A 12,210-nucleotide genomic window follows, 5' to 3' on the forward strand; every position below is an offset into this window, starting at 1 on the left:
TTTTGCACAAAAAGGACGGCACTTGCGAAATCGGCGGATTTTCAACCCATTGATTCACAAGGAAAATCCGGAGGAAACCGTAAGATTTTGCACAAAAAGGACGACTACCCCTGTCTATGGTGGTGGCGTGGCGCATTGCCCGCTTGATGGCTCAAACGGAGACCATTGCGGTCAATGCGCTGCACCGAGCTGGATCAGGCTGCTGGCTTCACCCAGATCTTCTTGCGGTTCAGCAGCAGCGGAATGGCACCGATGGCAATGCCTCCTATACCGACGAAATTGGTGACCCAGTCGAAGGTCGGAATGCTGTAAAGCGCGATGAAGAAGAGGAAAAGTCCGCTTGCCGCCGGCCAGATAACGTGACTCACGGCAAGCCACAGTCCATGCGCCAGCATCTTGCGGTAGTACCAGCCGCAGGCGAGCCCGGTTAGCCCAAGGTAGAAGCAGATCTGGAAGCCTATGGCAGTAATCGAATCCTGCAGGATGACGTTGATGGTTGGCAGGTAAGACGACACGAACAGCAGCGCGAGCCCCGTGATCCAGATGAAAAAGATGGCGATGTGTGGCGTCCGCCAACGCGGATGCAGACGCGCATAGCGAGGGTGAAGTGTGCCGTCGCGGCTCTTGGCAAAGAGTGTTCGCGTGAACTGCAGCATCTGCGTCTCGACCGTTCCCACCGTGCTCAGCAGTACCGCGATGATCGAGACGTAGCCCCAGGTCGGCCCGAACAGCTTCTCCGCGATGGCGAAGATGATGTTCGTGTTGTAGTGCTGGATCTCGGCATCCGACAGTCCGAGCAGCGTGATGACGATGAAGATGAGGAAGAACGCCATCAGGAACACCATCGACCAGAACGCGGCACGGCCCGGGATATGGTTCGAGTCGCGTGTCTCCTCGCTGAGGTTCATGGTCACGTCCCAGCCGTAGAAGAAGAAGATCGCCACCAATGCGCCGTTGGCGAACAGCGTCGGCGAGAACGCGAAGGGCGAGAACCAGAGCAGCGAGAACGGGTGTTGCGGCGCACGCGGGAACATGAAGAAGCTCGCAACGATGATCGCGAGCAGGATGATTCCCTCGATGATCGTCATCAGCACCTGCACATAGCTGGTGAGCTTGATGCCCTTGACGACCACTGCGCTGACAAACGTGAGCCACGCGGCCGCGATCAGCGTCACATAGTGCACGTTATTCATCTTTGGCCGGTCAAAGATGAGCAGCGTGGCATTTGCCGCCGGGATCATGGCGGAAACCATGAATACGCAGCACAGCACCAGAAGCGCCCAGCCGGCAAAAAAGCCGAGCGCACGCCCGAATACCATGCTCACCCACGAATAGGAGGTACCGGCGCTCGCCATGGCACGATTCATGTTGATGAACGCGTACGCGATGCCGAACATGATGAGCCCGCACACCAGGATACTTGCCGGTGATAACGTGCCAGCCGTCCCGATGATTGTGGACGTCGTGATCTCGATGCTGTAGGCGGGCGCGGTGCCGGCGATGCCCATGATCACCGATTCGACGATGCCCAGCGAATCGGCGTTGAGCGTGGCGGGTTGGTCCATGGGCGTGCTACTCTCGGGCGCCATTGATGGCCCCAACTTTTGCTCGGTGCGGGATGTGCTCGCAAGCTTCATTGCACTCCAAGTGCTGCCATTTCTTCAGCTCGCAAACCGGTCAATGCGAACTGGCAGTAGAGATTGCGTTGCCGGAAAGACACCTCCGGTCGCCTCTAAGGCCGGCAATTAGAGCCACGAATGACTTCACGGCAACGTTCTCGTGCCCCCCGGACACCGGCCACCTGACCCAGGAGGACAAGTTCAAAAGCATCCTAGAGGTGAAATGCGCCCCCGCTCAGCGAGCGCGCGTGCCCGCCGTATCGAGCGAACCGGAGATCCAGTCCCGTGCCTCGCGGGACTGGGCCATCTGGAAGCTCCTGACATGGCCGGGCACCAGGAATCGAAATATATCTGCAGCGTGTCGGATCCAGTCGAGGTCCGTTACCACCGCGATGCCCTCCCAGTGCAGGTAACGCGTCACGCCCAGCCTGAAGTCATCCCACATGGCGCCGACCGCCATCCTGGCGAAGCCGGGTCCGAGTTCGTAGTAAATGCGTACCTTGTCGTGCCGTGCGATAGCCGCGTCGACGGCGGGCACCAGCACCTTCTCGTAGTCCTCCCGCGTAACCTCGCCGCTGGCGCTGACCGCGACGACGTTGTCCGGAAAGCCGTTCAGGATCTCGATCATGACTGCTTCCTCCTGCCAGTGGCCGCAGGATTTGTAACTACCTGCGGTGCCCGTTCCAGCCCCCCTCGTTTGTCTTTCCCGTCCTTCTCTCACCGTATATGCAGGGTCCGGTAGCGGCAAGACAGCTTACAACATCTGTATGCACGTCCTGTACCACAGGGTCATCTGCTATCTTATCCACTTTGTCTCACGACGTGATATGTGATTCGTGCGCAGTTTGCTGGCAGATCCCGTCCCTGCCCTGCTTGCCTTCGGCTTATTCAACATGCTTCGGGACTAACGCCCGGACGAGTGTGACAGCGGTTCAGTTGATATAGCGGCAAAGACCCAGACTCCCACATACGGGCGGGGCGGGCGGCGTCGGCACGGCGGGCGTCGTCATCTTCATCGGCTCGCGCGGATGTGTCGGCGCGGGCTCGGGCAGCGGCACAACATGCTCCTTCTTCGCGGCCTTCACCGTCGCGCGGTCGCTCCGCACCGGATCGACCCTCAGAAAATGTTCGACCAGATTGAAGAAGCGCTCACCAGCTGCGGGAGCGCGCGGGCGCCGAGTCGCGCAGGATCCGCTCGGCATTGACAGCAGCAATGCGCGCTCGCTGCGGCTGCGCCGGGGTGACCGTGCCTATCGCGATGGCGGCCATCGCAGCGGCGGTGAGGGACGTGAGCAGGGGGGTTACATGGGCCGGCGCCATTCTCGGAACGCCGTGCCAATCGCGAGGTGGAAGCATTACATTGCCATTGATGTTTCGCGCGGCGATTGTCAACGATGTCGACGCTCCATCGGCCGGCCCTACTGGGCGTCGCTCAACGCCGTCTCCATCGATTCAACCCTGGCCAGAATCCGCAGCAAGCGCATCAACGGAGAGAGCTGCAAATCGGCGACGACGGCACCCAGACTGCTGGCGCCATAGTCACGCACGTACTTGTGATTGATCTCGGCGATCTCTGCAAGTGGCTAGCCACTGCGCTGCCCCTCAACACCGATCGCTCCCGATCGGGGTCGAGGCAGGTGAGCGCTCGGGCGCGGATTTGGGCAAGCGCGGCGCGCTTCGTGTACTTCGGCATCCCTGGACAATAGCTTCGCGGGTGTCTCGCGCGGTTTTTTTTGCTAGTTACAAATTTACGCCTGAACGGATCACACGGCACGCGCACGCGTGTGGCTGCCAAGCTGCCAAGCCACTCACGCCGGTCAGCCGACTAAACTGACGCCCAGATGCCACTCCACGCCAAAGCGCGACCCTGCTGTGCCGGTCGTGCCCACTTTGAACGAGGCGCTCGGCCGCAGCGCTCGCTTGACGCCACGATTGCAGGCACCTCGCCGTTGATGTCCAAGCGCGGATTCACGTAGACCGCTTCCGGTGGGCAGTTACCTCATTCATGTCTCTATCATCGGCCCCCCTTTTTCCGCTGCGACCTCCACTGCGAAGCTGAGGCTCCAACAAGGTACATAAGCGCGTCATGTGCCGTAGGATGTACTCGACAGTCAAGGAGAGTTCGCGCTGGCTGTAACCTTTGGCGGCAGTCTGCCGAACTTTAGGTACACGGCTAGGGTGCTAGGCCACAAACCTCAGTCGTGCCACGGTGCCCTGCGGTGATGTCCTGCCGCTGCGGGGTTGAGTAACCACCTGAAGAGGAGTCGGAAAATGGTCAAGAAAGTCTTACTGCTCGTTGCGGCGGGCACCGCCCTTTGCGCAGGGTCGGCACTTGCCGGCATTCTAGGTCCGCGTGACACCTATACCGATGGGGGGAAAGCTGGAACGTTCGAGGTGTACGCCGGTGCAGCGAAATCGTCCAGGTTCGACGTTTATACTGATGGTGCGAGAGTCACGGACAAGCGTGATGTGTTCACGGACGGAGCGAGAATTACCAACCGCGATGGATATATTGACGACGGCCCACAAAAGTAAGTACTGATTTCGTGGAGAAATACTCTCGTGTATAAGCACTTGGTGCTGCGTCAGTCTGCGAGCCGCCTGCTCCCTCGAGGGACCTCCTTGCGAGGGAGCTTCTTTTGAAGGTTCCAGCGTCTGGCGATCTTCGAGCCCGATCATTCGTCCTCGCCTTTGTCCTTGTTGAAGATCGCCGAGACTTCCTAAGAAACAGCCTCCGCCGGTTGCAGCGAGAAGCCGAACTGGGCCGCTCGACGGTGGAGTTGCTTGACCACGCGCTCCCTGTATCGGCGTTCATACTGGTCAGCTCCAGGGTCCTCATATCGCATGCCGAAGCGCATGGCTCTGTAAAAGAGGATCGCAATCTTGCGCGCCGTCGCAGTGAGAGCCTTGGCTTTGCCTATGCGAGCTGCCAAGCGGCGGTAGAACGCTCCAAGCGCGGTGTCGGTCCGTCCAACAGAAGTCGCCACCAAGCGCAGTCTTGCAGCGACGCGATTGGTCGTCTTTCGAGTGTGCGAAGAGAGCACCTTTCCTCCGCTGATCTTGCATCCTGGCGACAGCGTGAGCCAGGACGTAAAGTGCTTTTCAGTGGGCCAGCGGCTGAGGTCCGTTCCGCACTCGGCAACCAGCTCCAGGGCCAAGCTCGGGCCGATCCCATGGATCTGCGTGAGGTCGACGCCAGTGAGTTGATGCAAAAGTGGCCGCACGTCGAAGTTGACTGAGTTGGTCTGCCAAGCATGCGCCCTTGCCGCGCCGAGTGGGTCTTTGGGCGGCGCCTTGTCGATCACCAGTTGCGCAAGCGTCTTCTCGATCTGGGCATCGCATTCAGCTATGCGGGCCTGGTACGAGTCATACAGCGCCAGGGCCTGAGTCAGCGCGAAGACGTGCTCCGGCTGGTAGTTGCCCACCAGGGCAGCGCGTATCGTCTGCACACTGTGCTTGCACCGACCGTCACGCATCCTTGCCAAGACATCGGGATCGCGCTCGCCATCGACGATGGCGCGGATGATCTTCATCCCCGTAACGCCCGTCAGATCGCTGACGACATGGTGAAGCTGCAAGTTCATGAAGGTCAGCGCCTTCTGCATATGCTGGATGTGTGCTGCGGCGTATTCCAGATGGCGATCGCGCACCCGCATATAGGCCCGAAGCGCAGCGATATCACGCCCCGGTCGAAAGCTGGCGCGTAGCAGCCCGCAAGCGTGCAGTCGTTGCAGCCACTGCGCGTCGTTGACGTCGCTCTTGCGACCCGGCACGGCTTTGCATTCACGAGCGTTGGTCAGAATGACCTCAAGCCCTCGGTCTTCAAGGATCTCGTACACCGGCACCCAGTACACACCGGTCGATTCCATCGCGACGGTCCTTATCCCGAGGGAAACGAGCCAGTCTGCCATCCGGTCGATGTCTGCAGTGAAGGCCTGGAAGGTCTGCACTGGCTCATCGGACAGCTCAGGAGGTACCGCAGCAACCTGAATGCGTGCCCCGATATCGATACCTGCGGCCTTTTCGTTGATCACGGGTAGTCCCGTGACCTTGCGTTGCCTGGGCATAGTCACCTCCAGTCGGTTGATTACGCCCGGACGGGGACTCGGATTAGATCACTTTCCTAAACGGGGTCACACGAAGTGCCACCACAGCCGGGTCCGCAGCTTCCCCTGGGCCAGGTTTTTTGACGGGGACTTGCGCCTCCAAAAAGCTGACGGCCACAGTCTGAGCGCCTCCTTAGTGTAGGCACCTGTCTGTTTCTACTCACAGGGGCGCGGCGCGGCGCGAAGGTAGTTTTTTGACAACACCAGCAACGCTGCTGTCTCAGCCAGGGCCTTGTCCTTGCGCCGCAGTTCGCGCTCGAGCTCCTTGATGCGCCCGCGGCCTTCCTTGGTCTGCTGCGGACTGGCGTGCCTCTCCGCGGGCTCGGCAAGCGCTTGCGTTGCGCTGTCGCGCCATTGCTGCAGCTGCTGTGGGTACACGCCGTGTTCGCGACACCAGGCGCTGCGGGCTGACTCGTCCATGGCTGCCGTGATGATCACGGCCTCCAGGCGAGCGGCAGCCGTCCAGCCGCGCTCGCGTGCGGGCTTGGCCAGTTCCTCACGGCGCCAGCGCTCCAGCGTATCTGCGCTCACTCCGATCTCCCGAGCCACCAACTCCAGCGGGGCGCTCTCCGGCGGCAGCAACCGCGCCACCGCTCTGTTCTTAAAGACTTGTCCGTATCGCGCCAACTTGTTCTCTCATCATCGCCCCCTTACTGTGGAAACTGGCGGCAAGGGGGCCGGCGCCTTCGGCCCGGCCTTCCAGCGCCGCTAAGAGACTTGAAATCAGGAAAGATTCAAGTTCCTATCGGGGCGACAACTACTGTGCCGCGGGAGGATGGCCCGACGGCCGTTGAATAAGCCAGCCACCCTTGCCCGTCCGATCGTCGTGTGCGGCCGAGCCTAATGCCAGAACGGCTCCCCGAGCCAGCAGACGATGCAGCAGATCGGCTCCAATCTGTACCAATAGCATCATCACATCCGCGGCATACCCCCGCGCTGATGTTTAGATGTCACGCAGCAGTCCCTCCGTTGAGCCGATCCTATAAGTGGCCGCAATGTCAATCCAACTCCGTGTCGACGGCGCACTCGCGAACCTCAGCACGCGGCACCCACGCGCTCGTGCGCGAGCAGTTTAGCCTCGCTTGACGTCAGCGGGCGGGGAATGCGGGCTAGCGCATATACCTGGTCACTACCTTCGGGTGGTCGACGGAGCTTGGTAAGCCTCGGTGCGCGGGTGGAAGGCGAACCAGGCGAACCAATAGGCCGTCTGCGACCGGTAGGGCTCGTCGTTGGAGATGGCTTGCGCCGACCGGGTTGCCGGGTCAAGCCGAATTTCTATGAGTCTGCCGCCCACCCGGTCACGCACGACGTTGCCAGCCTTGGCGAGCTCGGTGAACGGATAGGCCTTGTAGGCGCCGTTCGCCTCCACGCCGAGCACCCATTCCTTGGGGTGGAAGCGGTGGCTTTCCTGGCGAGTGCGGAACATTACCACCGCGTTGGTCAGGTAGTCCGAGTAAGGATTGAAGCCGTAGTCGCGCTGGTAGCCGGTGCGCTCGGATAGCACCACGGTGTGCGGGTGTTCCTTCTGCCACGCCTGCCAAGTGGTATGGGTGATCGGGAAATCCTTTAAGGCGGCGCCCTTGAGTGGGCCCGATATCGCTTTGCCGAGCATTTGCGACCACAGGGATTCCGTCTGTTTGTCATATAGCAGCAGATTGCTGTTATAGAGCAGGCCGGACACGCCGAAAGTCAAGCGCTTGCCATCGACTCTTGCCGAGTACGCAGCGCCCGTGCCGCATAGGGGGCAAAAGCTAATGACTAGCGGCTCACCATTGAACTCGTCGTTAACGATTTCATGCCAGATCAGAATGCGCTCGGGATAAGCCTTGGCCATGCCGTTCAGCAGTACTCCGAGGACGCGGTCATCGGACCTCAAGAACGTCGCTTCGGAGGCGGCCACGAAGGGTGGCGCGATTAGCGCCGGGATCCCGTCGCGTGGCGGACCGCCGTTGACGATTTCGTCTCGCGAGACCAAGGCGCCTTGCAGGTCAAAACCATTGGCATTGCGGTCGCCACACCAGACGGGGCTGCTCCACACAAGTGCGATGAGGTAAGCCAACGTCAGCAGCCAGCGTGAGACGCGGGAAACAGCGGCGAGGTTCCAGGCGATTGGAATATTCATTTGCGACAACCTCCAGCCAAATCGTACGCTAGGGCTGAGTCACCGGTGGACGGCAGCCTCGCTGGAGTTGGATCGGTGGACACGGCACCGATCCATAGGAGCAGAACACGCAGCAGTCGCCTGGCTTCGGGCGCAATAGCGCATGGCAGGTCGGACACTCAGCGTAGAACTGGCAGGCGTCGGTCGGCATGGTTTCCTGCCACATGAAGCCGCATTGCGGGCAGGTCAGTACGGACTCCAGGAGTGTCGTGCTCATCGCGGCATCACTTCTGAATGGTTGACGGATAGCCGGCGTTCGTCGTGGCACGGATCAGCGCCTCCGGCTGCGTCTTTTCCGGGGCATAAGTGACGATCGCGGTCTTGCGCTCGAAGTCGATCTTGACACTACTGACGCCATCAACCTTCTCCAGCGATTTCTTGACGGTGAGTGGGCATAGCGGGCACGTCATGTTCTGGACGGTGAGCGTGACGGCTTTCGGTGCGGCGGCCAGGGCCGCAAGTGGGGTAGCGGCGAGCACGGCGATCAGCAGTTTGCGCATGGGGAAACCCCTTCAGTAGAACAGCGGCGCAAGCCAGGGCACAGTCAGCAGACTGAGCAGCAGAACCGCGACAATCCAGAACGTGAGGCGCTGCCGGCGGATCGCGCGCGGTTCGGCACAGCGCATGCCGGGTGCGCAGACCGGTGGCACCACATAGAGCTTGCGGAAAGCCAGACCGAGGAACAGCAGCGTCAGTCCGATGAAGAGCGGCCGGTACGGCTCCATCACGGTCAGACTGCCGACCCAAGTGCCGCCGATACCGAGCGCGATTAGCACGAGTGGGCCGACACAGCACACCGATGCGCCGATGGCCGCCAAGACACTCGCGATCAAGGCCCGGCTTCCGGTGTTCGCCGTCATTCTTTATGCCCTCCTTTCTCCTTTCTTCCGACCGGGCCTGCCTGACCCAGCAGCAGGGCCAGAGCAGACCCAGGGCGACCAGCAACGGGCCACCTCTCATCCTGCGAGCCAGTTCCTGAGACAGCGCATCCAACAAACCAGTTGGCCGTCAACAGCGAGCGCGGGCGGTATCAACACGCTTAGCTATCAGCTCCACAGCGCGGTCGAGCGCATCGAGCACATTGATTTCACGCCATGCGACCCCGGCGGCCTGTGGGGGTGACGCAACGGACTCAGCCCGGCACATGAAACTCTCGATTCTCATGGCGTGCCCTCCGAATCGCCATCGACTTGCTCCAGCGCGGCCAAGATCGGGCAGTCATCGACCGGCTGTGTGCCGTCAGCACAAGCGGCGATCAGCCGATCCAACGCGGCAAACATCGCCCGCATGGCGCGAATCTTGGCGGCAAGCTGGAGTTGCTTCGCGATAGCACGCTGCCGCACATCGTTGCAGCAGGCGCGGTCGGTCTGGCGCAGCTGCAACAACTCGCGAATTTCCGCCAGCGTGAAGCCGCAAGCCTGGGCGTGCTGGATGAAGCGCACGCGGCGTACGGCGTCATCTCCATAGAGCCGGTAGCCGACTGCAGTCTTGCCAGCGGGAATCAGCAGCCCCTCGCGCTCGTAGTAGCGCAGCGCGTCGGGGCTGACATCACCTGCTCGTGCAAGCTTGCCGATGGTCAGCATCATGGCTGGCCGAGTCCGGCGGCGCGCAGACTGGCTTCATCGACGCCACGTCCTGCGCAGCAGCTGGCGAGCTGGCCGTCGATTGCCACGGCTGGCACCGAGCGCACGCCGAGCGCCTTGGCGCGCTGCGCCACGGCGCTATCGCGCATGTCGAGCACATCGACTTCGCACGACGCGCAAGCCAGGCTTCTCACTAGAGCTACCGCATCGGCACAGACGGGACAGCCTGCGCTGAAGACTTCGACTTTGCGTTTGGCAGTCATGTTCGGTCTCCTTCTCATAGTCGTGAACGAGGGCAGACACCGAATGAGCGGGCCGCCCCGTCACAATCTAAAGATAAACCTTGGAGTATGCTCCAGAGTCAAGCCTCAACTTGAACCCTGTGACGCGCCGTCTTCACAGGAGCACAGGCAGCCGGAGGATCCAGCGGCCGTGTCGCGCCACTCCCGCCGCAGCGGGTCCCGGGACGTCAATCAATAGCCTGACAACTGCGGCTTTGTGTGTTGATGGTCCAGTCGTAGGGGATGAATTCGATTTCCATGCCTGGAGGCAGCCTCGCCGGCGCATAGCGGTTGATGTAGGCAAGCAACGTGGGGCTCGCCCTCAGAAAGTCGTCTTGATAGAAATTGAGGATCGATGAAACTCGGACGGTGCCTCTTGCCAGATTGACCTGAAGGTTTCGCGGTTCGTTGAAGAAGCGCCGTGCGGCCTCATCAAGCTGCGCATCGAGGTGTTCGCCGGAGAATGGCTGGTTGGGTAAGTGCGGACAGCCGATCACCATGCAGTTCAGCGCAAAATGGACGCGCTCATCCCCCATGGGACGGATCACGCTGTTTTCATAGGTGTAGAGCGTCATGGCCTTGCCACCGATCGTGAAGTGTCTGCCACCAAAGAATCGTAACCGCGTCAGCCATCCCAACTCTTTCGGCGTGCCTGAGACGATGACGTTGTACATCGCGAGCGCATTGTAGGAATTGATGTAGTAAGCAAGCGCTGCGCCGCGCGTCGGAAATGCATCCGGCATGTTCTGCGGACTCACACGCTCGACATAGTCGAGGTAGGCGCGCAAATCGGTCGGATCTTTGGCGAGTCCGCAGAAGTCCACCTGCCCGTGATCGTTCACATACTGGTGAAGCACGCGCGCCCAGTGCGCGTTGGTGTCAGGGACGGCGGCCTGCGCCATGGCTGCACCCATAGCTGCAGTCAGCGCGATGCACATGAAAAGTAGTGAAAAGCGGAGTTTCCTGGAGGACATCGCAATTTCGCCGGCAATCCGCCTATTGAAATGAGCGTCGGGGCGCGCGGTCGCGCGCGCGACGCTTCAACGGTCGAGGCTGGATAGCAAGGCCGTTGCTCACAGCGGCTTCGCTTGTCTCGGTGCCTGTCAGCGGATCCCAGAACAGCGACGACGCGGCTCGATGGATTCGAATGGGTCGCAGAATAAAGGCGTCGCGCCTGGCGTTATGCAAGCACATGGAAATCGGGCCGTCGGCGGTGATGACCTTGAACGCACAGGCTTCGATCCGGTCCGCTTCCAGTCTGTTCGCATCCATGAAGTTGTGGATGAGAAACGAGAGGGTATGCACGTGCCCCCGGCTCCTGATGAGGTCCCCCCTCATCGTCCAGGCTTTTCTTGTCAGCCACGACAAGACCGGCGCCCACAACGTCGGGTGAGCAAAAAGCCGAAGCGCCAAGCTTCGGGCGGTCGCAGTCGGGCAAGTCCGGTCAAACGCCATGCCGGCCGTAGCAGTCTGGAGAGTTGCCACGAAGAGCCGGTCGTCAAAGGCGTCGTAGAGGTTGCCATTCGCAGCCAGGCACATCACATAGCGGCTACACGAAGGATGCCCGATCAGGGAACTCGAAAATTGGAGCGCCGTTCCTGCCCCGCGCTCAATCTGAGCCGCCGTCGTATCGGGTGTGATGACCGGACCACGCGCGCCCTGCATGCCCCGGCCAATGTTGGCTTGCAACTGGAACGACGCGGTACGGATCCGTCCCGCGCGCGCCCGGAAAAACGCGACGACGGCGGGAATCTCATCGAAGTTTCCATCATGCACCGTCGTGTTGAACATCACCGACAGGGGCAGTCCGGCGGCTCGCTCCAGATAGCGCTGGCGCAGCACATTCAGCTCAGCTTCCGTCTGGTAACCCCGTCGTCGCTGGGTGGTATCGACATGGAAGGCGACGTCCGCCAGCCCCGCGGCAGCCAATTCGCGAAGCAGGGCCCGGGTTGCCCGAATGCCATTGGTCATCAGCGTGGCACGCATGCCTAACGCATGGATCCTGCGCACGATGGCGAGCAGCTCGTCGCGCTTGCGCAGGGTCGGCTCACCACCGGTGACCTGGACATCGGTGTTTTTCCCATAGGCGTTGAAGATGCTTTCCACTCGGGCCATCACCTCGTCCAGGGGGATGTCTTTCACCGCCTCCGAATTTTCGGAGAGGTAGCACAGCGTGCAGTCTAGATTGCAGCGCTGCGTGATCTCGAGCGCCACACAGCCGATCGGCCATCGCTGCCCCATCTGCTGGTTAGGTTGCGCGAGTCCTTGCTTGGCCATGACGGCACGCGCGCGCCCGAAGGCGTCAGCTGGGGACCGTGGCCACGCCTCTGGCGTGCAAGCCTCGACTTCCTCTCTGGACATGAAACGCATGACTCGTCCCCCGTTGGGAGCAATCCGCCCGTTTTTCCCTTTGCCCGGATGCGGCCCGCACCACTGCACGAGCCCCGGCGCATCATTTGC

13 protein-coding genes and 2 pseudogenes are annotated in these 12,210 nt (G+C 61.2%); 2 read left to right on the forward strand and 13 right to left on the reverse strand.

From position 1 onward, the window contains the following. Window positions 1-194 precede the first annotated feature (194 nt). The 3 genes and pseudogenes from LDO29_RS26640 to LDO29_RS26650 all read right to left on the reverse strand — a co-directional run. Window positions 195-1,565: an APC family permease gene (locus LDO29_RS26640; RefSeq protein WP_224082742.1), complete on the reverse strand. Its 1,371-nt coding sequence runs from the start codon at window positions 1,563-1,565 to the stop codon at window positions 195-197. Window positions 1,566-1,854: 289 nt separating this feature from the next. Then, window positions 1,855-2,247, reverse strand: a complete 393-nt coding sequence (locus LDO29_RS26645; RefSeq protein ID WP_224082743.1) for a SpoIIAA family protein — start codon at window positions 2,245-2,247, stop codon at window positions 1,855-1,857. A gap of 340 nt (window positions 2,248-2,587) precedes the next feature. Next, a pseudogene (locus LDO29_RS26650) lies at window positions 2,588-2,827 on the reverse strand (DUF2242 domain-containing protein); the annotation flags it as partial. 1,063 nt (window positions 2,828-3,890) lie between these two features. Here LDO29_RS26650 and LDO29_RS26655 point away from each other — a divergent pair. After that, window positions 3,891-4,154 (forward strand): hypothetical protein, encoded by a 264-nt coding sequence (locus tag LDO29_RS26655; protein ID WP_224082744.1) that lies wholly within the window; start codon window positions 3,891-3,893, stop codon window positions 4,152-4,154. Between the two features lie 185 nt (window positions 4,155-4,339). On the opposite strand, the gene LDO29_RS26660 is transcribed toward LDO29_RS26655, so the two are convergent. The 6 genes and pseudogenes from LDO29_RS26660 to LDO29_RS26685 form a co-directional block, all read right to left on the reverse strand. Beyond that, a complete protein-coding gene (locus LDO29_RS26660) occupies window positions 4,340-5,686 on the reverse strand; it encodes an IS110 family RNA-guided transposase (protein ID WP_318035533.1) in 1,347 nt (448 codons plus the stop codon). Between the two features lie 231 nt (window positions 5,687-5,917). Next, a pseudogene (locus LDO29_RS26665) lies at window positions 5,918-6,352 on the reverse strand (transposase); the annotation flags it as partial. 502 nt (window positions 6,353-6,854) lie between these two features. Then, complete coding sequence (locus LDO29_RS26670) at window positions 6,855-7,847, reverse strand: DUF3179 domain-containing protein (protein ID WP_224082746.1); 993 nt, start codon at window positions 7,845-7,847, stop codon at window positions 6,855-6,857. 28 nt (window positions 7,848-7,875) lie between these two features. Next, window positions 7,876-8,103, reverse strand: a complete 228-nt coding sequence (locus LDO29_RS26675) for a GDCCVxC domain-containing (seleno)protein (protein ID WP_224082747.1) — start codon at window positions 8,101-8,103, stop codon at window positions 7,876-7,878. Between the two features lie 7 nt (window positions 8,104-8,110). Then, window positions 8,111-8,386, reverse strand: coding sequence for a mercury resistance system periplasmic binding protein MerP (gene merP, locus LDO29_RS26680; RefSeq protein ID WP_224082748.1), 276 nt, complete (start codon window positions 8,384-8,386; stop codon window positions 8,111-8,113). A 12-nt stretch (window positions 8,387-8,398) separates the two neighbouring features. Then, entirely contained in the window at window positions 8,399-8,704 is a 306-nt protein-coding gene (locus LDO29_RS26685) for a mercuric transporter MerT family protein (RefSeq protein WP_449720084.1), read from the reverse strand. Here LDO29_RS26685 and LDO29_RS26690 point away from each other — a divergent pair. Then, window positions 8,694-9,008, forward strand: coding sequence for a hypothetical protein (locus tag LDO29_RS26690; RefSeq protein ID WP_224082788.1), 315 nt, complete (start codon window positions 8,694-8,696; stop codon window positions 9,006-9,008). The two genes, LDO29_RS26685 and LDO29_RS26690, sit on opposite strands and share 11 nt — an antisense overlap. A gap of 38 nt (window positions 9,009-9,046) precedes the next feature. Here the strand turns inward: LDO29_RS26690 and LDO29_RS26695 are convergent, their stop codons facing one another. The 4 genes from LDO29_RS26695 to LDO29_RS26710 all read right to left on the reverse strand — a co-directional run bounded on the left by LDO29_RS26695 (window position 9,047) and on the right by LDO29_RS26710 (window position 12,027). Next, the gene (locus LDO29_RS26695) at window positions 9,047-9,472 is read right to left on the reverse strand and encodes a heavy metal-responsive transcriptional regulator (RefSeq protein WP_224082750.1); all 426 of its coding nucleotides are present in this window, start codon (window positions 9,470-9,472) and stop codon (window positions 9,047-9,049) included. Then, window positions 9,469-9,732, reverse strand: a complete 264-nt coding sequence (locus LDO29_RS26700) for a thioredoxin family protein (RefSeq protein WP_224082751.1) — start codon at window positions 9,730-9,732, stop codon at window positions 9,469-9,471. Before LDO29_RS26700 ends, LDO29_RS26695 begins: the two co-directional genes overlap by 4 nt. 206 nt (window positions 9,733-9,938) lie before the next feature. Next, a complete protein-coding gene (locus LDO29_RS26705) occupies window positions 9,939-10,724 on the reverse strand; it encodes a DUF547 domain-containing protein (RefSeq protein WP_224082752.1) in 786 nt (261 codons plus the stop codon). A 22-nt stretch (window positions 10,725-10,746) separates the two neighbouring features. Beyond that, window positions 10,747-12,027 (reverse strand): radical SAM protein, encoded by a 1,281-nt coding sequence (locus LDO29_RS26710; RefSeq protein WP_224082753.1) that lies wholly within the window; start codon window positions 12,025-12,027, stop codon window positions 10,747-10,749. Between the last annotated feature and the right edge of the window lie 183 nt (window positions 12,028-12,210).

Origin of the sequence: Cupriavidus laharis (assembly GCF_914271435.1) — a bacterium.
Taxonomy (GTDB): Bacteria; Pseudomonadota; Gammaproteobacteria; order Burkholderiales; family Burkholderiaceae; genus Cupriavidus; species Cupriavidus laharis.